This is a genomic window from Streptomyces sp. NPDC006739 (assembly GCF_042869815.1).
Lineage (GTDB): Bacteria > Actinomycetota > Actinomycetes > Streptomycetales > Streptomycetaceae > Streptomyces.
In genome coordinates this window covers 30,052-53,205 of record NZ_JBIAGM010000005.1, presented here as the reverse complement: position 1 = coordinate 53,205, position 23,154 = coordinate 30,052, and the positions used below count along the sequence as shown (strand labels likewise).

The window sequence follows — 23,154 nt, the reverse complement described above, 5'->3', positions numbered from 1 at the left end:
CACCATGGACCACCGTCTCAGCCCCGAGCTGGAGGAACTCCGCCGTACGGTCGAGGCGTTCGCGCACGACGTGGTGGCGCCCAAGATCGGCGACTTCTACGAGCGGCACGAGTTCCCGTACGAGATCGTGCGCGAGATGGGCCGCATGGGCCTGTTCGGGCTGCCGTTCCCGGAGGAGTACGGCGGTATGGGCGGCGACTACCTGGCGCTGGGCATCGCGCTGGAGGAGCTGGCCCGGGTGGACTCGTCGGTGGCCATCACGCTGGAGGCGGGTGTCTCCCTGGGCGCGATGCCGCTCCACCTGTTCGGCACCGAGGAGCAGAAGCGGCAGTGGCTGCCGCGCCTGTGCTCCGGCGAGATCCTGGGCGCGTTCGGGCTCACGGAGCCGGACGGCGGCAGCGACGCCGGCGCCACCCGGACCACGGCCCGCCTGGACCCGGACACCGGTGAATGGGTCGTCAACGGCACGAAGTGCTTCATCACCAACTCGGGTACGGACATCACCGGGCTGGTGACGGTCACCGCGGTCACCGGCCGCAAGCCGGACGGCAAGCCGCTGATCTCCGCGATCGTCGTCCCGTCCGGCACGCCCGGTTTCACGGTCGCGGCGCCGTACTCGAAGGTGGGCTGGAACGCCTCCGACACCCGCGAGCTGTCCTTCCAGGACGTCCGTGTGCCCGCCGCCAACCTGCTCGGCGAGGAGGGCCGGGGCTACGCGCAGTTCCTCCGCATCCTCGACGAGGGCCGGATCGCCATCGCCGCCCTGGCGACCGGTCTCGCCCAGGGCTGTGTGGACGAGTCGGTGAAGTACGCCAAGGAGCGGCACGCCTTCGGCCGGCCGATCGGCGCCAACCAGGCCGTCCAGTTCAAGATCGCCGACATGGAGATGAAGGCCCACACGGCCCGGCTGGCGTGGCGGGACGCCGCGTCGCGGCTGGTGGCCGGTGAACCGTTCAAGAAGGAGGCGGCGCTGGCCAAGCTCTACTCCTCCACGGTCGCCGTCGACAACGCCCGCGACGCCACCCAGGTGCACGGCGGGTACGGCTTCATGAACGAGTACCCGGTGGCCCGGATGTGGCGCGACTCCAAGATCCTGGAGATCGGCGAGGGCACGAGCGAGGTCCAGCGGATGCTGATCGCCCGGGAGCTGGGACTGACGGGCTGAGCCCGCGCGCGGCCCTGCCGCGCGCGGGCGCGCTCCGGACGGTCGGCACCCTGCCGGCCCCCCTCGCCCGCTGCTACCGGGTGGGCCAGGGGACCTGCGGCGACCGGTAGTACCCGATCCCGAGCGCGTCCCAGCGCGGCCCCTGTGCCGCGAGCCGCGTCCTGTAGGCGTCCCAGTCGTGCGTGGCCGCCGGTGACCAGCCCAGTTCGGCGGCGCCGGGCAGCCTGGGGAAGGCCATGTAGTCGAGGTCGGCGCCGGTCGCGAGGGTCTCGGTCCACAGGGGTGCCTCCACCCCTCTGATCGCCGAAGCCGGCGCTCCGGGGAGGTAGCCGCCGGGATCCCAGTCGTACGACCGCCGCACCTCCACCAGGCCGGCCCAGTTCTGGCCCAGCCTGGTGTCCTTGGTGTACTTCATGTCGAGGTAGACCCGGTCGGCCGGGGACAGTACGAGCCCCGTCCCGTTCCGGGCGGCGGCTGCGACCTGCTCCTTCTCCGCCGCGCTGGTGCCGTCCAGCCCCCAGTACTGCGCCAGCGCGCCCTTCGCCGGGTGCGCGCCGGTCAGCTGGTGCCAGCCGATCACCGTCTTGCCGTACCGGGCGACGACCGGCTGGACGCGGTCCATGAAGGTGACGTAGTCGGCGTGGCTGGTGGAGTGCGCCTCGTCGCCGCCGATGTGGAGATAGCGGCCGGGGGTGATCGCGGCCAGCTCGCGGATCACGTCGTCCACGAAGTCGTAGGTGACCTGCCGGGGTACGCACAGCGAGCTGAAGCCGACCTTGGTGCCGGTGTAGAGGGGGGGCGCTGTGCCGTCGCAGTTCAGCGGGGCGTAGGAGGCGAGGGCCGCGTTGGTGTGGCCGGGCATGTCGATCTCGGGGACGACCTCCAGGTAGCGGGAGGCGGCGTAGCGGACGATCCGCCGGTAGTCGGCCTTGGTGTAGAAGCCGCCCGGGCCGCCGCCGACCTCGGTCGAGCCGCCGTATGTCGTCAGGCGCGGCCAGGAGTCGACGGCGATGCGCCAGCCCTGGTCGTCGCTGAGGTGCAGATGCAGTTCGTCGACCTTGTAGAGGGCCAGCTGGTCGATGTAGCGCTCGACCTGGGCGACGGTGAAGAAGTGGCGGGCGACGTCCAGCATCGCGCCCCGGTAGGGGTAGCGCGGGGTGTCCGTGATCGTGCCGCCCGCGATCAGCCAGGGCCCGGGCTGTACGGAGTGTTTCTCGACGGCGGCCGGGAGGAGCTGGCGCAGGGTCTGGACGCCGTGGAAGAGGCCGGCGGGCTCGGCGGCGGTGAGGGTGACGCCCGTGGCGCCGCTGTCGAGGCGGTACCCCTCGGCGCCGAACGGGCCCTTGGCCAGGCGCAGTCGGACACCGCCGCCGTGGGTGGTGAGGGGCAGCCGGTAGCCGGTGGACGGGCGCAGGATGCCGGCGAGGTACTCGCCCACCCGGCGCACCTCGCGCGAGGCGTCCACCCCGATGGCCGTGTCGCGGGTGACGCGGTACGGGGAGCCGCCCGGGACGACGGAGGCGGGCGCCGGGATGACCTGGCCGAGGGGGGCCGGCGCGGCGGTGGCGTCCGGTGCCGGTGCAGGTGCCGGTGCCGCGCCGACGGTGAAGGTGCCCGCCGCCGCGACGAGCAGCAGGGATCCGAGGAACAGTGCCGTACGGGGAGTCGTGCTGCGGTGCGGTCTCACATGCGCTCCCTTCCACGGGTACCAGAGTGGTAGAGACCACTGTGCCGCAGATCCGGTGGAACGACCCCGGTGCGACATGGCGAAGCGGGCGGTCCTCCACAGGATCGTGGGAACCGCCCGCCCGCCTAGAAGGGTCATGAAGATCTTGGTGAAGGGCTGTCCGGCCGGGCCTACTTGGCCCTGCGGGCCACCGTGAAGTGGTCGATCCGGTCACCGGTCTCGGCGATGCCCTGGACCTTCAGCGTGGCGTAGTGCCCCTTCGGCGCGGGCTGTACGTCCACCCGAAGGAAGGAGTAGTCGAGGTAGCGGACCCGGGACCAGGCGACGGTCTCGTTCTGCTTGCCGTCCTTGAGGTTGACGAACGAGGCGACGGAGTCGACCTCGTGCTCGTGGCCCTCGTAGGAGTCCGGGGCGGTGAACGCGTACAGGCTGCGGCCGGCCGCGCCCGCCGTGACGTAGACCACGCCCTCGGTCTCCGGGTACGCCGTGCCGCCGATCGGCAGCTTCTTGGTGACCTGGTCGCCCTTGATGACGTCGGTGCGCTCGTACTGGTGGTTGTGGCCGTTGATGACGAGGTCGACCGTGTACTTCTCGAACAGCGGCACCCACTCCTGGCGCACGCCCCCCTCCGAGGCGTGCGCGGTGGAGGTGCAGTACGCGCAGTGGTGGAAGAAGACGACGACGAAGTCGATGTCCTTCGCCGCCCGGAACTTCTTCAGCTGTCCCTCGAACCACGTGGTCTGGGTGCCGCCGGAGATGCCGAGGTTGGCCGGGATCTCGAAGGAGACGTCGTTGGGGTCCAGCGAGATGATCGCCGTGTTGCCGTGGACGAAGGAGTAGACGCCGGGCAGGTTCTTCGGGTCCGGGCCGTTGTCCGGCAGGGTCCAGCGCGCCTCCTCGCCGCCGTAGCCGTTGGGCGAGTACCAGGCCTCCATGTCGTGGTTGCCGTAACTGACCATCCACGGCACCGACTTGGCGACCGACTCGGTCTGGGCGAGGAACTGGTCCCAGGTGCGCGAGTCGAACCCGGTGTCGGCGGTCTTGCCGGCGCCGGTCGGGTCGGCGTAGGCGATGTCGCCGGCGTGCAGGTGGAAGGCGGGGTTCTGGCCGAGTATCAGGGCGTCGTTGGCCAGACCGTGGTAGCTGACACCCTGGTCGCCGAAGGCGGTGAAGGTGAACGGCTTCTTGTGGGCGGGGGCGGTGGTGAAGGTGCCCAGGGTGCCCAGCAGGTGCGGCTCGGCCGGGTCGAAGCCCTGGTGGCCGACGCCGTAGTAGTACGTCCGGCCCGGCCGCAGGTGGGTCAGCCTGGCGTGCAGGTAGTACTGCGTGTGGTCGCCGCTGACGCCGACGCCGGCCGGGGTGTGGAGGGTGCGGACCTCGGCCTCGATCTTGCGCGAGAGGTCCCAGGGGTGGGCGCCGATGCGGATGAAGGGCTTCCGTACGGCGACCGGGACCTGCCAGGAGACGGTCATCTCGGTGCGCGCGTCGGTGCCGTAGGCCAGGTGACGGCCGAAGGGGGCGACGAGCGAGCCGTCGACGGTCTCGGTGGCCGGAGCGGTGGCCTGCGTCGGCACGGCGGCCTGGGCGGTGGCGCCCGGCACGAACGCGCCACCCGTGACGGCGCCCAGCGTGACGGCGCCGCCCCTGATCATGGTGCGCCGCGAGAATCTGGCGCGCAGGTACTCATGCTGCTCGGCCATGCTCATGCGCTCGGCCAGCTTCTCGGGTACTCCCATACGAGGTATGTCCATGGCGTCTGAAACTCGCCGGTCCGGGCAACGGGACGCAAGACGCGGGATGGACAGCTTGCGAACAGAGCACCACAAGAGGTTCGGCACACAGTTGCCCGAAATCGGGCAGGATTCTTGCGAAACCGGCGCCGGTACCCCAGGATCTACCGGGTGCACGACGAACTTGTTGATCATCTGACGCGGTCCACGCCCCTGAGCCGGGGCGAGGCGCTGCGGGTGGTCCAGGATGTGCTCGCCTTTTTCGACGAGACGACCGAAGACTACGTCCGTCGCCGCCACCGCGAGCTGCAGGCCCAGGGCCTGATGAACGCGGCGATCTTCGAACGGATCTGGGCGGACCTGAAATACCGTGCGGTCGCCCCGCCCGAGCTGACGCTCAGGCAACTGCGGCGGATCGTCTACGGCTGAACGAGAGCTTGGGGATACCTATACATGTGCGGAATCGTCGGATACATCGGGAAGCGTGACGTCGCTCCCCTGCTGCTCGAAGGTCTGCAGCGGCTGGAGTACCGCGGCTACGACTCGGCGGGCATCGTCGTCACCTCCCCGAAGACCGCCGGCCTGAAGATGGTCAAGGCCAAGGGCCGGGTCCGTGACCTGGAGGCCAAGGTCCCGGCGCGGTTCAAGGGCACCACCGGCATCGCCCACACCCGCTGGGCCACCCACGGCGCCCCCTCCGACGTGAACGCGCACCCGCACATGTCGGCCGACCACAAGGTCGCCGTCGTGCACAACGGCATCATCGACAACGCCTCCGACCTGCGCCGCAAGCTGGAGGCGGACGGTGTGGAGTTCCTCTCCGAGACCGACACCGAGGTCCTCGTCCACCTGATCGCCCGCTCGTCGGCCGAGAAGCTGGAGGACAAGGTCCGCGAGACCCTGCGGGTGGTCGAGGGCACGTACGGCATCGCGGTGATGCACGCCGACTTCTCCGACCGCATCGTGGTGGCCCGAAACGGCTCCCCGGTGGTCCTCGGCATCGGCGAGAAGGAGATGTTCGTCGCATCGGACGTGGCCGCGCTGGTCGCCCACACGCGCCAGATAGTGACGCTGGACGACGGCGAGATGGCGACCCTCAAGGCCGACGACTTCCGCACGTACACCACCGAGGGCACCCGGACGACGGCCGAGCCGACCACCGTGGAGTGGGAGGCCGAGTCGTACGACATGGGCGGCCACGACACCTACATGCACAAGGAGATCTTCGAGCAGGCGGACGCCGTGGACCGCGTGCTGCGCGGCCGGATCGACGACCGCTTCTCCACCGTGCGCCTCGGCGGCCTCAACCTGGACGCCCGCGAGGCCCGGCAGATCCGCCGGGTGAAGATCCTCGGCTGCGGCACCTCGTACCACGCGGGCATGATCGGCGCCCAGATGATCGAGGAGCTGGCCCGCATCCCCGCCGACGCCGAGCCGGCCTCCGAGTTCCGCTACCGCAACGCGGTCGTGGACCCCGACACCCTCTACGTCGCCGTCTCCCAGTCCGGTGAGACGTACGACGTGCTCGCCGCCGTCCAGGAGCTGAAGCGCAAGGGCGCCCGTGTCCTCGGCGTGGTCAACGTGGTCGGCTCGGCGATCGCCCGGGAGGCGGACGGCGGCATCTACGTGCACGCCGGTCCCGAGGTCTGCGTGGTGTCCACCAAGTGCTTCACCAACACCACGGTCGCCTTCGCCCTGCTCGCCCTGCACCTGGGCCGCACCCGTGACCTCTCGGTCCGCGACGGCAAGCGGATCATCGAGGGCCTGCGCAGGCTGCCCGCGCAGATCTCCGAGATCCTGAAGCAGGAGGAGGACGTCAGGAAGCTGGCCGAGCGGTACGCCGAGGCCCGCTCGATGCTCTTCATCGGCCGCGTCCGCGGTTACCCGGTCGCCCGCGAGGCCTCCCTGAAGCTCAAGGAGGTCTCCTACATCCACGCCGAGGCCTACCCGGCCTCCGAGCTGAAGCACGGCCCGCTGGCCCTGATCGAGCCCGCCCTGCCGACCGTCGCGATCGTCCCGGACGACGATCTGCTGGAGAAGAACCGCGCCGCCCTGGAGGAGATCAAGGCCCGCAGCGGCAGGATCCTCGCGGTGGCCCACCAGGAGCAGGAGAAGGCCGACGAGACGATCGTCGTACCGAAGAACGAGGACGAGCTGGACCCGATCCTGATGGGCATCCCGCTGCAGCTGCTGGCGTACCACACGGCGAAGGCGCTGGGCCGGGACATCGACAAGCCGCGGAACCTGGCGAAGTCGGTGACGGTCGAGTAGCCGTCCCGCGCAGAACGGTCCCCCGCGTGTGCCACCTGCACGCGGGGGACCCTTCCGTGCTGCTCTCGAATCAGCCGGCGGCCGTCACTCCCCGGCCCGCAGCACGCCGGGGCAGCGCCGTCGGCCAGTGCGCCAGGGCCGCCGTCGCCGCGTACCAGACAACCGCACCGGAGGCGACGGCGACCCAGCCTCCGGCCTTGGCCAGGGCGGAGCTGTCCGCGAACTGCGCGACGGCGAGCAGCAGCATCGCCAGGAACAGCAGTCCGTGACCCGCCTGACCGAGCGTGTCCCCGCCCGCGAGGGTGAGGGTGAGCGCCACGAGGGCGAACAGGAGCAGGAAGAGTCCGGCCCCGTCGGCCGACATCGGGCCGCCGACCGCCCAGGTGAACCAGAGCGCGCCGAGGGCCACGAAACCGGTGCCGGAGGCGCTGTCGCGGTCCCGGAAGGCCACGAGACCGACGAGGAAGAGGGCGGCGCCGCCCACGTAATGAGCCAGGGACACGGCGTCGGAGGCCCCCACGCCGTGGATCACGCCGGTGGTGCCGAGCCCGAACGCCAACAGGGTTGCCCCCAGGGCGAGTCGGCCCGCCACGGTAGTGCTTCCGCTTCCCGCGGAGACGTCGTTGTCCACTGCGGGCTCCCTTCGTGCAAGTGCCGTTGCGCAGTGACCGGTATATGCCCTTCACAAGGGCACAAACACCTCTACGCGCGAGTAGTTTCGGTCTGCACAAAGGGAGTTGACGATGGGAAAGATGACGCGAAAAGAGCCGCACGAAAGGACGCGGAGAGCGCCGGGGAACGTGGCTACGGGATGACGATCACGGGCCGCTGCGCCCGCTTGGCGAGCCGCCCCGCGACGGAGCCGAAGATCCGCCCGACGATCCCCTGGGTGGACCCGACGACGATCGCGTCCGCCTCGTACTCCCGGCCCACCTCTTCGAGTTCGTGGCAGATGTCACCGCCGCGCTCGACCAGGATCCAGGGCACCTCGGCGAGATAGTCCGCGCAGGCCAGCTCCAGGCCGAGGACCTCGGTGCGGTGGTCCGGCACGTCGACGAAGACGGGGGGCTCGCACCCGGCCCACACGGTGGTGGGCAGCCGGTTGGCCACGTGGACGATGATCAGACCCGCCCGGGAGCGGTGGGCCACGCCGATCGCGTAGGCGAGCGCGCGCTCGCTGGACGTGGAGCCGTCGAAGCCGACGACCACCCCGTGCTGGAAGGCGGGATCGCAGGATGGGCGTGACTCTTCCGCCGCCAGGGGCTCGGCCGCCGTGGGGTCGGCGACGGGCCGCTTGCGGTCCGCGGGTTCGAAGAATTCGTGACCGGCCATGGCTGTCTCGGCGTTGTGATCCTTTATGGGTGGGACGTCCGTGGTGCGGCGGAGCTGTGTCCGGGAAACATCTTCCCAACCCCATACCCCCAAGGGTACGGCGCCACGCCTCCTTGGCCCAGGGGGCCTTGGGGGCCCCGAGGGGTTCCCCGGAGCATGCACGAGAGGCGCCCGCAACGCAATGGTTGCTGCCCCGTACAGGCGGTTTGCGCGTGATTCGGACAGCCGGGGCGGCGGACGCAGTGACCGACCGATCGAGCACGCGTTGAGACCGGTGAGCCACCGCGGCAGCGAGTACGACCAGGGAGTACGAGATGTCCGGACCCCGGCACACCACCGGCCCCCGGGCCACCACCGGCCCACGACCCCCATACGCCCCAGGACCCCCACACAAGCCAGGACTCACGAACGACCCATGGCCCACCGATGGCACGGGTGGCGTAAGTGGCACAGCTGGCACAAGAGGCACAGCGGCCCCAACCGGCCCACGGCTCGCCGGCGCCCCCCAGCCCGCCGCCGCCACACGGCGCGCCACCCGCCCGCGCCCCGCCGTCGGCCTCGGAGCCGTCACCCGCCCCCGGCGCGCCACTCACTCCCGGTCAGCGGCACGCCGGCGCCCCGGCACCGAGCCGCGCCCCGCCCAGGACACCGTGAGCGACCTGGTCCGCTGGGCGGTCTTCAGCTGCGTCCTGGTACCCGTGGTGCTCCTCTGGTACGGCACCTCGCTCGCCGGCGCCACCGGGACCGCGCTCGGGCTGGCCGCCGTCACCGCCGTGTGCCGGATCCTGCTGCGTCAATCGGAGCGCTGTGCGGCCCAAAGAGGCGGACGTCACACCCGGAGGCGTACACCGGTCGACTGACCGGTTTCCGCGCACGCAACCGCTTCTTTTCAGCCAACTTCCGGATACCGCGCAAGGTGGCCCCCACCCACCCCCCAACCCCCGTTCCACCTGCAGGGAAAGGGTCCTGAGGGACCTGCGCACCCTACGCGGTTTGGCCACTGCGACGAGGCGCACTTCCCTGTACGGCCCACGAGTGCAACGCTTCGTGATCGAATGCTTCACGCCAAGTTGTCATGTCGACAATGTGCCGCGTGTCGAACTGGTCACCGCGACACCGCGGGACCCAGTAGATTCGATCTTGATGTCTTACGGCGGGGGACTCGTGCAGGACCGAGGGGAAACGTGCAGGAGCGACACAACCGAGGAGCCGCGACCACCGAGGGGGGCTTAGCAGGATGAGCCACGACTCCACTGCCGCGCCGGAGGCCGCGGCCCGGAAACTGTCCGGGCGACGCCGCAAGGAGATCGTCGCGGTGCTGCTGTTCAGCGGCGGCCCCATCTTCGAGAGTTCCATACCACTGTCGGTGTTCGGGATCGACCGCCAGGACGCCGGGGTGCCGCGCTACCGACTGCTGGTGTGCGGCGGTGAGGAAGGCCCGCTGCGGACCACGGGAGGCCTGGAACTCACCGCACCGCATGGCCTGGAGGCGATCTCCCGCGCCGGTACGGTCGTCGTACCGGCCTGGCGTTCGATCACCTCCCCGCCACCGGAGGAGGCGCTCGACGCGCTGCGCCGCGCGCACGAGGAGGGGGCCCGCATCGTGGGCCTGTGCACCGGCGCGTTCGTGCTGGCCGCGGCGGGCCTGCTGGACGGCCGCCCGGCCACCACCCACTGGATGTACGCACCGACGCTGGCCAAGCGCTACCCGTCGGTGCACGTCGACCCGAGAGAGCTGTTCGTCGACGACGGTGACGTGCTCACCTCGGCGGGTACGGCCGCCGGGATCGACCTGTGTCTGCACATCGTGCGGACGGACCACGGCAACGAGGCGGCCGGCGCGCTCGCCCGCCGCCTGGTGGTCCCGCCGCGCCGCAGTGGCGGTCAGGAGCGCTACCTCGATCGGTCTTTACCGGAGGAGATCGGCGCCGACCCGCTCGCCGAGGTCGTCGCCTGGGCGCTGGAGCACCTCCACGAGCAGTTCGACGTGGAGACGCTGGCGGCACGCGCCTATATGAGCCGCCGTACGTTCGACCGCCGGTTCCGCTCGCTGACCGGCAGCGCTCCGCTGCAGTGGCTGATCACCCAGCGGGTGCTGCAGGCGCAGCGGCTGCTGGAGACGTCGGACTACTCGGTGGACGAGGTCGCGGGCCGCTGCGGCTTCCGCTCGCCGGTGGCGCTGCGCGGCCACTTCCGTCGCCAGCTGGGCTCCTCCCCCGCCGCCTACCGGGCCGCCTACCGCGCCCGCCGGCCGCAGGGCGACAAGCCCGGTGACCTGGAGGCGGAGGTCTCGGCGCCCAGCGGTGTGCCCGGCCCGGTCGGTCCGCCACCGGCGCTGCTCCACCCGGAGGCCGGAGTACCGATGCAGTCCCGCCGCCCGGCGGCCCTCGGGCTGTCGGCCAGCGTGCCGGGACCGCGCAGCGCGATGTGACGGCGAGAAGGGGCCCGGGGTTCGCACCCCGGGCCCCTTCTCTTTCACACCGCTCCCCGCAAAGGTCACCGCACGACCGGCTCAGCCCGCCGCAGCGCCCCGTAAGGTTAGACACATGAACGACCGCATGGTGTGGATCGACTGCGAGATGACCGGCCTCTCGCTGTCCGACGACGCGCTCATCGAGGTGGCCGCCCTCGTCACCGACTCCGAGCTGAACGTGCTCGGCGAGGGGGTGGACATCGTCATCCGCCCGCCGGAGCAGGCCCTGGAGACGATGCCCGAGGTGGTGCGCCGGATGCACACCGTGTCCGGGCTGCTCGACGAGCTGGCCGCCGGCACCACGCTGGCCGACGCCGAGGAGCAGGTCCTCTCCTACGTCCGGGAGCACGTGAAGGAGCCCGGCAAGGCCCCGCTGTGCGGCAACTCGGTCGGCACCGACCGCGGCTTCCTGCTGCGCGACATGCCGACCCTGGAGGACTACCTCCACTACCGCATCGTCGACGTGTCGTCGATCAAGGAGCTGGCCCGCCGCTGGTACCCCCGGGCGTACTTCAACAGCCCGGAGAAGAACGGCAACCACCGCGCCCTCGCCGACATCCGCGAGTCCATCGCCGAACTGCGCTACTACCGCGAGGCCATCTTCGTCCCGCAGCCCGGACCGGACTCCGACACCGCCAAGGGGATCGCCGCCAAGCACGTCCTGCCCGCCCCGTAGAAAGGCGTGCGCGAGCACCCCTTCGGACCCTGTACACTTTTTCTCGGCCGGTCGGGGAAACCACAAAGTCAACCGCCGGTCGTGGTGGGTGTAGCTCAGCTGGTAGAGCACCTGGTTGTGGTCCAGGATGTCGCGGGTTCGAGTCCCGTCACTCACCCCATGAGACAGGCCCGTGACCTGCGGAAACGCAGATCACGGGCCTTCTTCCGTTTGGCCGCGGCCGAACAGTGGCCCGGTACCTCCCGCAGGGCAGCCGGGTGGCCGTGCGCCGCCTGCCGAAAATCTGAACGAGCGTCAGCGTCGGCTGCCGTGCGGGTGGGGGCCCGGCGACCCGGTCACGCCGGAACCGCCGCCGTGGGCCCTCATGTCCGGCGCTTCAGCCGATGCGAGTTCCCGCGCCGCTGACACGGATGCGCGGGTCACCTGCGCGCAGCGTCACCGTGAGCTCGCCGGGGCGGCCCAGATCCTCGCCCTGGTGCAGGGTGAGGACGGCGTCCTCGGGGACCAGGCCGAACTCACGGACGTACGCACCGAACGCGGCGGCCGCGGCGCCGGTCGCCGGGTCCTCGACGACACCGCCGACCGGGAAGGGGTTGCGGACGTGGAAGACGGTGGCCGACTCCCGCCACACCAGCTGGACCGTGGTCAGGTCCAAGCGGTGCATCAGGGCTTCGAGGCGCGCGAAGTCGTACGCGAGATCTGCGAGGCGAGCGCGCGTCGCCGCCCCGAGAACGAGATGGCGGGCGCCGGCGAAGGCGATGTGGGGCGGGAAGGCCGGGTCGAGATCGGCGGCCGGCCAGCCGAGGGCGGCGAGCGCCTCGCCGAGGTCGGCATCGGCGATCTCCTCGATGTGCGGCTCGACGCTGGTGAGTGTGGCCCGGAGCGTCCCGCCCTCCTCGGCCACCTTCACCGGCACGGTGCCCGCGCGCGTCGCGAACACCAGTTCCCCGGGGCCTGCCCGCTCGGCGAGCGCGACGGCGGTCGCGACGGTGGCGTGCCCGCAGAACGGCACCTCGGCCTTGGGGCTGAAGTAACGGATGCCGTACGCCCGCCCCTGCTGACCGCCGAGGCCTTCCGGGGGCGGGGTCAGGAACGCGGACTCCGAGTACCCGAGGTCGGCGGCGATGGCCAGCATGTCGCTGTCGTCCAGGGCGGTGGCGTCCAGGACGACGCCGGCGGGGTTTCCGCCGTCGGGGGAGCTTGAGAAGGCGGTGTATCGCAGTACCTCGGGCCGTGGCGCATTCGTCGTCATGCCCGTGCCAACGCGCGGCGGACCTGCGGCCATTCCCGGACGCGGGGGGATCCGCAGGTCACCGTAGGCCGCCAGGAAGGCAGGACCGCCCTGTCCGGCGTGCCGCGCACGAGGGCACGTACCCCGCGCTTCGCGCCCCCGCCGGCCTGAGGCTTTTCGCTCACGCGGCGCGCAGTCCCCCTCAGCCGCCCGCCGCCTCCTCCCGCACCCGTTGCGCCACCCCCGCCGCGAACCCCGTCGCCGCCCACGCGTCGGACAGATGGGCCGGAGTCGCGGCTTTTTTCCCCTTCGCCGGGTATTCCGCGAACAGGGCCACGGTGACGGAGAGTCGGCGGTCCGACTCGGTGTGCCAGAGGGTGCGGGTGGTGGTGGCACCGGAGCCCGCGGTGCCGGTGTAGCTGGTCACGTCCGTGGCGGCCGGGCGGGCGGTGGCCCCGGGCAGGAGGTCGCGGGTCTCGGGACGGGCCGAGTAGAGGGTGCGACCGCCCCGGGTGATCCGCGCGACCGTGTACGGCTTCGCGTACGTCCCCCGTGCCGACGCCGTCGCGTACGCCGAGGCCAGCCGCAGCGGGCTCGGGGTCGCCGTCCTCACCAGGGAGGCGGCCGCGACGGCGCCGGGCTCGGTGGCCCGTAGCCGGGTCAGGGCACTGCCCGCCTCCACCGCCCCGGCGACGGCGTCGTTGAAGGGCTGCCTGGCGTAGTCCGCACCGCCGTACAGGACACGGACCGCGCCGTCGCCGGGGACCATCGCGACGACGGCCGTGTGCAGGCGTGTCCCCCTGGCCGCCGGCGGGGCATGGCCCACCTGCTGGGCGGTGTCGTCCTGCGCCTCGATGTCGAACGTCGTACGGACCGTGTATCCGCCCCGCGCCAGCTGGTCCTGGGTGATGCCCAGCCGGTCGGCCGCCTCGGCCGCCGCGGTGTCGATGAGGTACTGGCGCTGCCCGTCCGTGTCGCCCGGCGGATAGAAACGGAACGCCGGGAAGACCGCGGACGCCCGCTCCCCGGCCGTGATCGTGCCCGCGCCGCGCATGCCGTCCAGGACCCACGCCCACCGCTTCTGCAGCGTCGCCGTCACCTTCGCGTCCGCGCCGACCCGTTCGTAGTACGACGGCAGGTTGATGATCGCCGCCAGGGCGGCGCCCTGGGAGAGGTCGAGGTCCTTCGCGTCGACGCCGAAGTAGTTGCGGGCCGCCGACTCGATGCCGGCCGCGCCCCGGCCGAAGTAGACGGTGTTCAGGTAGCCCTGGAGGATCGTGTCCTTGTCGCAGGTGCGGTCCAGCTTGACCGCGATCAGGGCCTCGCGCGCCTTGCGGGACAGCGACTGCCGGGGGGTGAGCAGCGCGTTCTTCACGTACTGCTGCGTGATGGTCGAACCGCCCTGCCGTTCCGCGCCGCTGAGCGTGGACCACGCGGCCCGCAGGATCGCGCTCGGCGAGACCCCCGAGTCCGTGCGGAAGGAACGGTTCTCCGCCGCGATCACCGCGTCCTGCACCTCGCGCGGCACCTGGGACAGGGGCACGTCCTGCCGGTCCACCGGGCCGCGCCGGCCCAGGTACTGCCCGCTGGTGTCGAGGAACACGGTGCTCTGCATGACCGTCTCCGGGTGCGGGGCGGGGACGACCGTCAGCCGGTAGGCGACGACGACCGCGGTGCACAGGGCCAGCAGGAGGGTCAGTGCGGTGATGAGCGCGCGCCGTATCCAGCGGGCGCGGCGGCGCCGGGTGCGGACACGGAGCGGGATCCGGCGCCGATGGCGTACGGGCTTCTCGTCGACCGCGCCGGGTGCTTCCGTCGTGCTGCTCACCGGCCCACCCCGCCCTGTGCCAGGACCGCGCCCCGTGCGTCGTGGATCGTCACCCGCGCGTCCAGCAACCGCTGCCTGTTCCCGGGGAAGTCGCCGGTCGCGTACCACGCGCTCCAGCCGGGGCTGCCCGCGAGCGCCAGCAGCGTGCCGGAGGCGGTGCCGAACGGAGTGCGCAAGGTCACGCGGGCCGCGGGCGTCGCCCCCCGGTAGGTGCCGGTCATCAGATAACGGTCGCCGCTCCCCAGCAGCTCCATGGTCACCACCGCCTTGTGGCCGGCCGGCCCCGCGGGCGCCAGGACCAGCCCCGGTACCGCCGAGGAGTGCTCCCCGTCCTTCGTCAGCCACAGCTCCACGTCCGGCAGGGGGCTCACATGCTCGCCCGCCGCGACGACCCGCACGGTCGCGGCCGCCGCCCCGGCGGACGGTGTCGGCGCTCCCGGGGCCGTGGTCACGCGCGGTACGACGACGTAGGCGATGGCCCCGAGCAGCACGGCGACCGTCGCCAGCCACCGGACCCGCCGTCGTCCTGTGCGCGCCCGCCCCTCGCGCTCGATCTCGGCCAGCGGCACCGGCGGCGGCACCAGATCCCCCGCCTCCGCCGCGAACGCCTCGCTCAACTCGGTTCCTTCGATGGGGACTCGGCGCAGCCCGACGCGGTTCATGGGCGGGCCTCAGGGAGAGACCCGGCGCTCAGGGCGGCCAGGCCCCGCCGCGCGTACGACGTCACCGCGCCCTGCGAGCAGCCCAGCACCTCCGCGATCTCCGACTCGGTCAGTCCGTCGCCGTGGCGCAGCACGAGCACGACCCGCTGCCGGACGGGCAGGTCCGCCAGCGCCCGACCGAGCGCGGTGAGCGGGCGCCGCCGTCGGGTCGGACGGCGGCGGCCGTGCAGCCGTACCAGTGTCCGCCGCACATGGAAGTCGGCGTCGTCCCGCGGCACCCTCCGTCTGCGCGCGTACGTCTCCGCCAGCGCCGCCCTCGCCAGGTCGGCCGCCTCGTCCGGGTCGCCGGTGAGAAGGCGGGCGGTGCGCAGGAGGCGGGGCCAGGCCTCGGTGGCGTAGGCCGTGAAGTCCTCCCGGGGGGAGGGAGAGTGGGAGGCCTGGGCTCTGGTGCTGGTCATCGTGATCCCCCTGCTGTGTGTTTCGATGTGCGGCGTACGGGACCTGTACGCACGGCAGGGACCACCGGGTTGCAAGGGACGCCAGGGAAATGACGGAGGATGAGTTCGACGCGTTCTACGCCGCCGCGTTCCCCCGGCTGACCGGCCAGCTCTACGCCTTCACCGGGGACCACGGGGAGGCGCAGGACGTCGTGCAGGAGGCGTTCGTACGGGCGTGGGACCGACGGCGGGACTTCCTCGCCGACGGGGCTCCCGAGGCGTGGATCAGGACCGTGGCGATGCGGCTCGCGGTGAGCCGGTGGCGGCGGGCGCGACGGTGGCTGGAGCTGGTGCGCCGGACGCCGCCGCCCGAGAGCACTCCCGGCCCGGAGTCGCGGCACGCGCACCTCGCCGATCTGGTCGCCGCGTTGCGGCGGTTGCCGGAGGCGCAGCGCATGGCGGTGGTACTGCACCATCTGTGCGACCTGAGTGTCGAGCAGGTAGCCTCCGAGACCGGTGCGCCCGTGGGTACGGTCAAGGCCCGGCTGTCCCGTGGCCGGGCCGCGCTGGCGCGGGAACTGGGCGCCGAAGACGGGGAGTTCGGGGAGAGGGAGGACGACCGTGTCCGATGATCTCGGCACCGTCCTGCGTGAACTCGCCGAGTCCGCCGAGCGCTCGCCGTCCGTCTCCGGGGCCGGCATCCGCGGCCTGGTCCAGCGGCGCAGGCGTCGGCGCCGTACGCTCACGGTCCTCGGCGGGACGGCCGGGGTGGCGGCCGTGGCCCTGGCGCTGGTGCTGAGCCTCGGCGGGTCGGGCGCCGGGCGACAGGACATGCCGGCCACGAGCCCGACGAGCACGCTCTCACGACAGCCGGCGCCCGACGTCGAGGTGGATCTGTCGTCGCGGCTCCTCATGGTCGGCGGCCGCAGCATGCCCCTCTCGTCCGGCCTCCCGCACACGCCGACCCCGACCGGGCGGATGACCGTCGTCTCCAGGGCCCCCGCCACCGTGGTGTCGGGAGCGATGGTCGGCAGGCCGCACGACCATCGCTACAAGGTGCCCTGGGTGATCCGGCTCCGCGCGGACGACGGCACGACCACGGCCGTCTTCGGCATGATCACCGATGGGACGGCGCCCGGCGTCGCCGACCTCACGTCCGGCTGGATCGGCCTGCGGACGGCCGACGCCAAGTGGCTGTACGACCGGTCGCCGACCGGACTGGTGGTCGACATCGAGGGCCGCGCACCGGCGGTTCCCTGGGCGACACCCTCCGCGTGACAAGGACGACGGAGGACCAGCCGGCGCGTGAGCCGGGGTGCCTGTTCGCTCGCGTGGACCCGCTGGTCACCGCGGCCGGCGACGTCGACCCGACAGGGTAGGGGCCGGCCAGGTCGCGGACGGCTCCGGACGCCTGACGCCTACGACGACGCCCGCGTCACCAGTTCCGTGCGCAGCACCACATGCCGGCGCTCCAGATCGCGGGACGCGGCCGGGCGGCGGTCGGCGATCTCCGTGAGGAGCAGGTCGAGCATGGCGCGGCCCATCTCCTCTATGGGCTGGCGGACGCTGGTGAGCGGCGGGTCCATGTGGCGGGCGATGGCCGAGTCGTCGTAGCCGACCAGGGCCACGTCGTCCGGGATGCGGCGGCCCGCCTCGCGCAGTACCTGGCGGGCGCCCGCCGCCATCACGTCCGAACCGGCGAACACCGCGTCCAGCGCGGGAGCGCGCTCCAGCAGCCGGGTCATCGCGCGCCGGCCGCCCTCCTCGGTGAAGTCACCGGGTTCCAGCAGGAGTTCGCCGGCCTTACGGCCCGTGTCGAGCAGGGCGTCGCGGTAGCCGTCGACGCGGCGCTGGGCGCCGTAGACATCGAGGCGGCCGGTGATGTGGGCGATCGTGCGCCGGCCCTGGGCCAGCAGGTGCTCGACGGCCGAGCGGGCGCCGCCGTAGTTGTCCGAGTCGACCGAGGTGAGCGTCTCCGCCGCCGAGCGCGGGCCGCTGATCACCGCCGGGATCTCCAGCTGGGACAGCATGTCGGGCAGCGGGTCGTCTGCGTGCACCGAGACCAGCAGGACGCCGTCCACCCGGTGGGCCGCCAGGTACTGGGCCAGGCGCTGCCGCTCCCGGTCGCTGCCCGCGAAGATCAGCAGCAGCTGCATCTCGGTGTCGGAGAGTTCGGCCCCGACCCCGCGCAGCATGTCCGAGAAGTACGGCTCAGCGAAGAACCGGGTCTCCGGCTCGGGGACGACGAGCGCGATGGCGTCGGTGCGGTTGGCCGCGAGGGCGCGCGCGGCGGTGTTGGGGACGTAGCCCAGCTCCGCTACCGCCGCCTCGACCGCCGCGCGGGTCGCGTCGCTGACCCGGGGTGAGCCGTTGATCACCCGCGAGACCGTGCCCCGGCCCACGCCGGCCCGGGCGGCGACCTCCTCAAGGGTGGGCCGGCCACCACTGCGGCCGCGCGTTCCGTGGCTTGCCATGGGCTCCGCCTCCCTCGACACCGTTCATCCCCGCCGACCTGGTCTCCAGACCTGGAATCTAACAGTCCCGCCCGCGCCGACGGCCGCCGCTCGGACTCTCCCGGAGATCAGCTAACAGGCCGATAACTTGAACACACCTTCCGCGCTCACTCCCTTGACACCCCCGCTCGAACCGACGACTCTTCAACACATCACTTGTGGGAGCGCTCCCACAGTACCTGGCACATACACAACCCGCACGTTCCCCGCCCGAGCCGCAGCGTGAACTAACGGGCCCAACAATGCAGTTGGCCGGGGGGTCGGCACGTCAGGGCAACAGGAGGACGCAATGCGAGCACGTACCGACGCCGCCCGCAAGGTGGTGGTCCTGGCGGCCGTCGCCACGCTGGGCGCCGGGCTGCTGGCCGGCTGTGCGAACGACAGTGGGGGCAAGCCCGACTCGTCGGGCGGTGGTGGCGGCAAGGGCACGACCACCATCACGCTCGGACTCTTCGGCACCCAGGGCTTCAAGGAGGCCGGGCTCTACTCCGAGTACGAGAAGCTCCACCCGAACATCAAGATCCAGGAAAACGTCGTCGAGCGGAACGAGAACTACTACCCGGCTCTCGTCAACCACCTCACCACCAACAGCGGCCTGCAGGACATCCAGGCCGTCGAGGTCGGCAACATCGCCGAGGTCACCCAGACCTTCGCGAGCAAGCTGGTCGACTTCTCCAAGGTGTCGGGCGTGAACAAGAGCGGCTGGCTGGACTGGAAGTGGCAGCAGGCCACCACCAAGGACAACCAGACCATCGGCCTCGGCACCGACATCGGCCCGATGGCGATCTGCTACCGCAAGGACCTCTTCCAGCAGGCCGGTCTGCCCACCGACCGCGACAAGGTCGGCCAGCTGTGGGCGGGCGACTGGAACAAGCTCATCAGCGCCGGCGAGACGTTCAAGAAGAAGGCACCCTCGGGCACCTACTTCATGGACTCGCCCGGCGGTCTGCTCAACGCGGTCATGAGCAGCGACCAGCAGAAGTTCTACGACGCCTCCGGCAAGGTCGTCTACAAGTCGAACCCGGCCATCAAGAGCGCCTTCGACCTGACCGCCAAGGCCGCGCAGGAGGGGCTGGTCCAGCCGCAGACGCAGTTCCAGCCGGCCTGGAACTCGACGATCGCCAACAGCAAGTTCGCCGCGGTCGCCTGCCCGCCGTGGATGCTCGGCTACCTCAAGGGCCAGTCCAAGCCCGACGCCGCCGGCAAGTGGGACGTGGCCGCCGCGCCCAAGGCCGGCAACTGGGGCGGCACCTTCCTGGCCGTGCCCAAGAGCGGCAAGAACGTCACCGAGGCCGAGAAGCTGGCCGTCTGGCTGACCGAGCCGGCCCAGCTGGCCAAGCTGTTCAGCGTGCAGGGCAGCTTCCCGAGCACCCCGGGCGCCTACAGCCTGCCGCTGGTGACGGACGCCAAGAACGCGATGACCGCCGACGCGCCCATCGGCAAGATCTTCGCCGACGCGGCCAAGTCCATCCCGACCCAGGTGATCGGCCCGAAGGACCAGATCATCCAGGGCGGCCTGACGGACAACGGCGTCATCCTGGTCACGAAGGGCAAGTCTCCGGCCGAGGCCTGGGCGACGGCCACGAAGACCATCGACAACAACCTGGAGAAGTGACCGGTATGTCCACCCGGCACGACACCGCCGCGCCCCCCGCGAAGGAGGGGGGCGCGGCCCCGGCCCGTCCGCCCGCCGCGTCCACGGAGGCGGAGCGGCGGCGCCGCGCCCGTCTCTCCCGCCGCTGGCAGCGGGACCTGAAGTGGAGCCCGTACGGGTTCATCTCGCCGTTCTTCCTCCTCTTCGTGGCCTTCGGCCTGTTCCCACTGGTCTACACCGCGTGGGCCTCGCTGCACACGGTGGAGCTGACCGCGCCCAACGACATGCAGTGGGCGGGCCTGCACAACTACACGCGGATCTTCGACGACGACTTCTTCTGGAACGCGGCGAAGAACACGCTGACCATCGGCATCATCTCGACGGTTCCGCAGCTGCTGATGGCGATGGGCCTCGCGCACATCCTCAACTACAAGCTGCGCGCCTCCACGTTCTACCGGGTCGTGATGCTCGCGCCGTACGCGACGTCGATCGCCGCGGCCTCCCTGGTCTTCGTCCTGCTGTTCGGCCGGGACTACGGAATGATCAACTGGGCGCTGCACTCCGTCGGCATCGGCAAGATCGACTGGCAGAACGACAAGTGGCCCTCCCAGATCGCCGTCTCGACGATCGTCATCTGGCGCTGGACCGGCTACAACGCGCTGATCTACCTGGCGGCCATGCAGGCCATCCCGCAGGACCTGTACGAGTCGGCGGCCTTGGACGGCGCCAGCCGCTGGCGGCAGTTCATCCATGTGACGCTGCCCCAGCTGCGCCCGACGATCCTGTTCACCTGCGTGGTCTCGACGATCGGGGCGAGCCAGGTGTTCGGCGAACCGCTGATCTTCGACGCGAACAAGGGGGCCTCGGGCGGTGCGGAGCACCAGTTCCAGACCCTCGGCCTGTACCTGTACGAGCAGGGCTGGGTGAACATGCACCTGGGCCGCGCATCGGCGATCGCCTGGACGATGTTCCTGATCCTCATCGTGATCGGGATCGTCAACTACGTCATCTCGCGCCGGCTGCGCGCCAGTAGTTAGGAGACCCGGCCGTGACGACGACCCTGACGAAACCCGCGGACGCACCGCCGAAGGAGTCCCGGCGCACCCGCCGCACCAAGGCGGCGCGAGCCGGCGGCACGCTGCACGCCGGCCCGATCGCGTACGCCATCCTGATCCTGTTCTCCATCGGCTCGCTGTTCCCGCTGGTGTGGACGGCGATCGCCGCCTCCCGCACCAACAACCGGCTGGCCGAGACGCCCCCGCCGTTCTGGTTCGGCGGGAACCTCTTCCACAACCTCGACCTGGCCTGGAACGAGGCCAACCTGGGCAAGGCCTTCGTCAACACGACGATCGTGGCCGGGATCTCCGCCCTGACGATCGTCTTCCTGTCGACGATCGCCGGGTTCGCCTTCGCCAAGCTGCGCTTCAAGGGCCGCAACATCCTGATGCTGATGGTGATCGGCACGATGATGGTGCCGCCGCAGCTCAGCGTCATCCCGCTGTACATGATGGTGGCCAAGCTGAACTGGACCGACCAGCTGCAGGCGGTCGTCTTCCCGTCCCTGGTCAGCGCGTTCGGCGTGTTCTTCATGCGCCAGTACCTGACCCAGGCGCTGCCGGACGAGCTGATCGAGGCGGCCCGGATGGACGGCGCGAGCAGCTGGCGCGTGGTGTGGCACGTGGTGTTCCCGGCGGCACGTCCGGCGATGGCCGTGCTGGGCATGCTGATGTTCGTGCAGACCTGGAACGACTTCCTGTGGCCGTTCCTGGTCCTGACGCAGAACGGCAACCCGACCGTGCAGGTCGCCCTGGCGGGCCTCGGCCGCGGCTACACCCCGGACCAGTCCCTGATCATGGGGGGCGCGCTGCTCGGTACGCTGCCACTGCTGCTGGTCTTCGCGATCTTCGGCAAGCAGATCGTGGGCGGCATCATGCAGGGCGCCGTCAAGGGCTGACGGCGGCCGGCGCGCCGCTTCGCCAGCCCTCGGGGCCGGGCCGCCGTCGCCCCGGCCCCGGCCAGTGACCGCCTCACTTCCCTCCATTCCCTCTCCGGTCTCCTCGACCCCTCATGGGAGCGCTTCCATGCCTGAACCCATTACGCCCGTGACCTTTCCCCCCGCCTTCGTCTGGGGCGCCGCGACCTCCGCGTACCAGATCGAGGGCGCGGTGCGGGAGGACGGCCGCACCCCCTCGATCTGGGACACCTTCAGCCATACGCCGGGCAAGACGGCAGGCGGCGAGACCGGTGACATCGCCGTCGACCACTACCACCGCTACCGCGACGACGTGGCGCTGATGGCGGACCTCGGCCTGAACTCGTACCGGTTCTCCATCTCCTGGTCCCGGGTCCAGCCGACCGGCCGGGGTCCCGCCGTGCAGGTGGGCCTGGACTTCTACCGCCGTCTGGTCGACGAGCTGCTCGCGCGCGGCATCAAGCCGGCCGTCACCCTCTACCACTGGGACCTGCCGCAGGAGCTGGAGGACGCGGGCGGCTGGCCGGAGCGGGACACCGCGTTCCGGTTCGCCGAGTACGCGCAGATCGTCGGCGAGGCCCTCGGCGACCGGGTGGAGCAGTGGATCACGCTCAACGAGCCGTGGTGCAGCGCCTTCCTCGGTTACGGCTCCGGGGTGCACGCCCCCGGCCGTACCGACCCGGCGGCCTCCCTGCGGGCGGCCCACCACCTGAATCTGGCGCACGGGCTGGGCGCCACGGCCCTGCGGTCGGTGATGCCGGCCCGCAACCAGGTGGCGATCAGCCTCAACTCCTCGGTGGTCAGGCCGCTTTCGAAGGACCCGGCGGACCTGGCGGCGGCCGGGCGGATCGACGACCTGGCCAACGGGGTCTTCCACGGTCCGATGCTGCACGGGGCGTACCCGGAGTCGCTGCTGACGGCCACGGCGCCGGTCACCGACTGGTCGTACGTGCTCGACGGCGACCTCCGCCTGATCAACCAGCCGCTGGACGCCCTCGGGCTGAACTACTACACGCCCGCCCTCGTCTCGGCGGCCGCCACCGAGGTCAGCGGCCCGCGCGCGGACGGGCACGGGGCCAGCGAGCACTCCCCCTGGCCGGGCGCCGACGACGTGCTGTTCCACCAGACGCCGGGCGAGCGCACGGAGATGGGCTGGACCATCGACCCGACCGGACTGCACGAGCTGATCATGCGCTACACCCGCGAGGCACCGGGCCTGCCGCTCTACATCACGGAGAACGGCGCGGCCTACGACGACAAGGTGGACGACGACGGCCGGGTGCACGACCCCGAGCGCATCGCCTACCTGCACGGTCATCTCTCCGCGGTCCGCCGGGCCATCGCGGACGGCGCCGACGTGCGCGGCTACTACCTGTGGTCCCTGATGGACAACTTCGAGTGGGCGTACGGCTACGGCAAGCGGTTCGGCGCGGTGTACGTGGACTACGCGACGCTGACCCGCACCCCGAAGTCCAGCGCCCACTGGTACGCCCAGGCCGCCCGCACCGGAACGCTGCCGCCGGTGCGGTACGCGGCGTAGTCGACGGCGGGGGCGCGGCACTCGGAGGGGAGTGCCGCGCCTC

General features: G+C 71.3%; 21 protein-coding genes and 1 tRNA gene. 13 read left to right on the top strand and 9 right to left on the bottom strand.

Annotation, left to right across the window (positions count from 1 at the left end):
- Positions 1-4 precede the first annotated feature (4 nt).
- The gene (locus tag ACFYMM_RS12665; protein WP_388385851.1) at positions 5-1,165 is read left to right on the top strand and encodes an acyl-CoA dehydrogenase family protein; all 1,161 of its coding nucleotides are present in this window, start codon (positions 5-7) and stop codon (positions 1,163-1,165) included.
- Between the two features lie 73 nt (positions 1,166-1,238).
- On the opposite strand, the gene ACFYMM_RS12660 is transcribed toward ACFYMM_RS12665, so the two are convergent.
- The gene (locus tag ACFYMM_RS12660; RefSeq protein WP_388385850.1) at positions 1,239-2,852 is read right to left on the bottom strand and encodes a beta-N-acetylhexosaminidase; all 1,614 of its coding nucleotides are present in this window, start codon (positions 2,850-2,852) and stop codon (positions 1,239-1,241) included.
- 170 nt (positions 2,853-3,022) lie between these two features.
- Entirely contained in the window at positions 3,023-4,588 is a 1,566-nt protein-coding gene (locus ACFYMM_RS12655; RefSeq protein ID WP_388385849.1) for a purple acid phosphatase family protein, read from the bottom strand.
- A gap of 165 nt (positions 4,589-4,753) precedes the next feature.
- Here ACFYMM_RS12655 and ACFYMM_RS12650 point away from each other — a divergent pair, with 165 nt between their 5' ends.
- Together ACFYMM_RS12650 and glmS are read left to right on the top strand one after the other, a co-directional pair.
- Positions 4,754-5,011, top strand: a complete 258-nt coding sequence (locus ACFYMM_RS12650; protein ID WP_388385848.1) for a hypothetical protein — start codon at positions 4,754-4,756, stop codon at positions 5,009-5,011.
- Between the two features lie 24 nt (positions 5,012-5,035).
- Positions 5,036-6,853, top strand: a complete 1,818-nt coding sequence (gene glmS, locus ACFYMM_RS12645; protein ID WP_388385847.1) for a glutamine--fructose-6-phosphate transaminase (isomerizing) — start codon at positions 5,036-5,038, stop codon at positions 6,851-6,853.
- A gap of 70 nt (positions 6,854-6,923) precedes the next feature.
- Here the strand turns inward: glmS and ACFYMM_RS12640 are convergent, their stop codons facing one another.
- On the bottom strand, positions 6,924-7,484 hold the full coding sequence (locus ACFYMM_RS12640; protein WP_388385846.1) for a hypothetical protein: 561 nt from the start codon (positions 7,482-7,484) through the stop codon (positions 6,924-6,926).
- 173 nt (positions 7,485-7,657) lie between these two features.
- Positions 7,658-8,185, bottom strand: a complete 528-nt coding sequence (locus ACFYMM_RS12635) for a universal stress protein (RefSeq protein WP_388385845.1) — start codon at positions 8,183-8,185, stop codon at positions 7,658-7,660.
- Between the two features lie 650 nt (positions 8,186-8,835).
- Between ACFYMM_RS12635 and ACFYMM_RS12630 the strand changes: the two genes are divergently transcribed.
- The 4 genes from ACFYMM_RS12630 to ACFYMM_RS12615 all read left to right on the top strand — a co-directional run bounded on the left by ACFYMM_RS12630 (position 8,836) and on the right by ACFYMM_RS12615 (position 11,494).
- Positions 8,836-9,045: a hypothetical protein gene (locus tag ACFYMM_RS12630; protein ID WP_388385844.1), complete on the top strand. Its 210-nt coding sequence runs from the start codon at positions 8,836-8,838 to the stop codon at positions 9,043-9,045.
- Between the two features lie 377 nt (positions 9,046-9,422).
- The gene (locus ACFYMM_RS12625) at positions 9,423-10,616 is read left to right on the top strand and encodes a helix-turn-helix domain-containing protein (protein ID WP_388385843.1); all 1,194 of its coding nucleotides are present in this window, start codon (positions 9,423-9,425) and stop codon (positions 10,614-10,616) included.
- Between the two features lie 115 nt (positions 10,617-10,731).
- Complete coding sequence (gene orn / locus ACFYMM_RS12620) at positions 10,732-11,334, top strand: oligoribonuclease (RefSeq protein WP_388385842.1); 603 nt, start codon at positions 10,732-10,734, stop codon at positions 11,332-11,334.
- An 84-nt stretch (positions 11,335-11,418) separates the two neighbouring features.
- A tRNA-His gene (locus ACFYMM_RS12615) sits at positions 11,419-11,494 on the top strand.
- Between the two features lie 216 nt (positions 11,495-11,710).
- Here ACFYMM_RS12615 and ACFYMM_RS12610 read toward each other — a convergent pair.
- The 4 genes from ACFYMM_RS12610 to ACFYMM_RS12595 form a co-directional block, all read right to left on the bottom strand.
- Positions 11,711-12,586: a PhzF family phenazine biosynthesis protein gene (locus ACFYMM_RS12610; RefSeq protein ID WP_388385841.1), complete on the bottom strand. Its 876-nt coding sequence runs from the start codon at positions 12,584-12,586 to the stop codon at positions 11,711-11,713.
- 181 nt (positions 12,587-12,767) lie between these two features.
- Complete coding sequence (locus ACFYMM_RS12605) at positions 12,768-14,393, bottom strand: transglycosylase domain-containing protein (protein ID WP_388385840.1); 1,626 nt, start codon at positions 14,391-14,393, stop codon at positions 12,768-12,770.
- Positions 14,390-15,010, bottom strand: coding sequence for a hypothetical protein (locus ACFYMM_RS12600; RefSeq protein ID WP_388385839.1), 621 nt, complete (start codon positions 15,008-15,010; stop codon positions 14,390-14,392). The genes ACFYMM_RS12605 and ACFYMM_RS12600 overlap by 4 nt, the downstream gene beginning before the upstream one ends.
- Before the next feature lie 41 nt (positions 15,011-15,051).
- A complete protein-coding gene (locus ACFYMM_RS12595; RefSeq protein WP_388385838.1) occupies positions 15,052-15,513 on the bottom strand; it encodes a sigma-70 family RNA polymerase sigma factor in 462 nt (153 codons plus the stop codon).
- An 89-nt stretch (positions 15,514-15,602) separates the two neighbouring features.
- Here ACFYMM_RS12595 and ACFYMM_RS12590 point away from each other — a divergent pair, with 89 nt between their 5' ends.
- Positions 15,603-16,124 (top strand): SigE family RNA polymerase sigma factor, encoded by a 522-nt coding sequence (locus ACFYMM_RS12590; RefSeq protein WP_388385837.1) that lies wholly within the window; start codon positions 15,603-15,605, stop codon positions 16,122-16,124.
- Entirely contained in the window at positions 16,114-16,770 is a 657-nt protein-coding gene (locus ACFYMM_RS12585; RefSeq protein WP_388385836.1) for a L,D-transpeptidase, read from the top strand. The genes ACFYMM_RS12590 and ACFYMM_RS12585 overlap by 11 nt, the downstream gene beginning before the upstream one ends.
- A 140-nt stretch (positions 16,771-16,910) precedes the next feature.
- On the opposite strand, the gene ACFYMM_RS12580 is transcribed toward ACFYMM_RS12585, so the two are convergent.
- Entirely contained in the window at positions 16,911-17,966 is a 1,056-nt protein-coding gene (locus ACFYMM_RS12580) for a LacI family DNA-binding transcriptional regulator (RefSeq protein WP_388385835.1), read from the bottom strand.
- A gap of 328 nt (positions 17,967-18,294) precedes the next feature.
- On the opposite strand from ACFYMM_RS12580, the gene ACFYMM_RS12575 reads away from it, so the two are divergent.
- From ACFYMM_RS12575 to ACFYMM_RS12560, 4 genes are all read left to right on the top strand, one after another.
- Entirely contained in the window at positions 18,295-19,620 is a 1,326-nt protein-coding gene (locus ACFYMM_RS12575) for an ABC transporter substrate-binding protein (protein WP_388385834.1), read from the top strand.
- Positions 19,621-19,625: 5 nt separating this feature from the next.
- The gene (locus ACFYMM_RS12570) at positions 19,626-20,636 is read left to right on the top strand and encodes a carbohydrate ABC transporter permease (protein WP_388386219.1); all 1,011 of its coding nucleotides are present in this window, start codon (positions 19,626-19,628) and stop codon (positions 20,634-20,636) included.
- Between the two features lie 11 nt (positions 20,637-20,647).
- Positions 20,648-21,553 carry a carbohydrate ABC transporter permease gene (locus ACFYMM_RS12565; protein WP_388385833.1) on the top strand — a complete coding sequence of 302 codons (906 nt, stop codon included), beginning with the start codon at positions 20,648-20,650 and terminating at the stop codon, positions 21,551-21,553.
- A gap of 127 nt (positions 21,554-21,680) precedes the next feature.
- On the top strand, positions 21,681-23,111 hold the full coding sequence (locus ACFYMM_RS12560) for a GH1 family beta-glucosidase (RefSeq protein WP_388385832.1): 1,431 nt from the start codon (positions 21,681-21,683) through the stop codon (positions 23,109-23,111).
- Positions 23,112-23,154: the final 43 nt, after the last annotated feature.

Bases quoted from the DNA above. Each gene is read 5' to 3' on its own strand.
- ACFYMM_RS12665 (WP_388385851.1), top strand. From the start codon at position 5: ATGGACCACCGTCTCAGCCCCGAGCTGGAGGAACTCCGCCGTACGGTC.
- ACFYMM_RS12655 (WP_388385849.1), bottom strand. From the start codon at position 4,588: ATGGGAGTACCCGAGAAGCTGGCCGAGCGCATGAGCATGGCCGAGCAG.
- glmS (WP_388385847.1), top strand. From the start codon at position 5,036: ATGTGCGGAATCGTCGGATACATCGGGAAGCGTGACGTCGCTCCCCTG.
- ACFYMM_RS12635 (WP_388385845.1), bottom strand. From the start codon at position 8,185: ATGGCCGGTCACGAATTCTTCGAACCCGCGGACCGCAAGCGGCCCGTC.
- ACFYMM_RS12625 (WP_388385843.1), top strand. From the start codon at position 9,423: ATGAGCCACGACTCCACTGCCGCGCCGGAGGCCGCGGCCCGGAAACTG.
- orn (WP_388385842.1), top strand. From the start codon at position 10,732: ATGAACGACCGCATGGTGTGGATCGACTGCGAGATGACCGGCCTCTCG.
- ACFYMM_RS12610 (WP_388385841.1), bottom strand. From the start codon at position 12,586: ATGACGACGAATGCGCCACGGCCCGAGGTACTGCGATACACCGCCTTC.
- ACFYMM_RS12595 (WP_388385838.1), bottom strand. From the start codon at position 15,513: ATGACCAGCACCAGAGCCCAGGCCTCCCACTCTCCCTCCCCCCGGGAG.
- ACFYMM_RS12590 (WP_388385837.1), top strand. From the start codon at position 15,603: ATGACGGAGGATGAGTTCGACGCGTTCTACGCCGCCGCGTTCCCCCGG.
- ACFYMM_RS12580 (WP_388385835.1), bottom strand. From the start codon at position 17,966: ATGGCAAGCCACGGAACGCGCGGCCGCAGTGGTGGCCGGCCCACCCTT.
- ACFYMM_RS12575 (WP_388385834.1), top strand. From the start codon at position 18,295: ATGCGAGCACGTACCGACGCCGCCCGCAAGGTGGTGGTCCTGGCGGCC.
- ACFYMM_RS12570 (WP_388386219.1), top strand. From the start codon at position 19,626: ATGTCCACCCGGCACGACACCGCCGCGCCCCCCGCGAAGGAGGGGGGC.
- ACFYMM_RS12560 (WP_388385832.1), top strand. From the start codon at position 21,681: ATGCCTGAACCCATTACGCCCGTGACCTTTCCCCCCGCCTTCGTCTGG.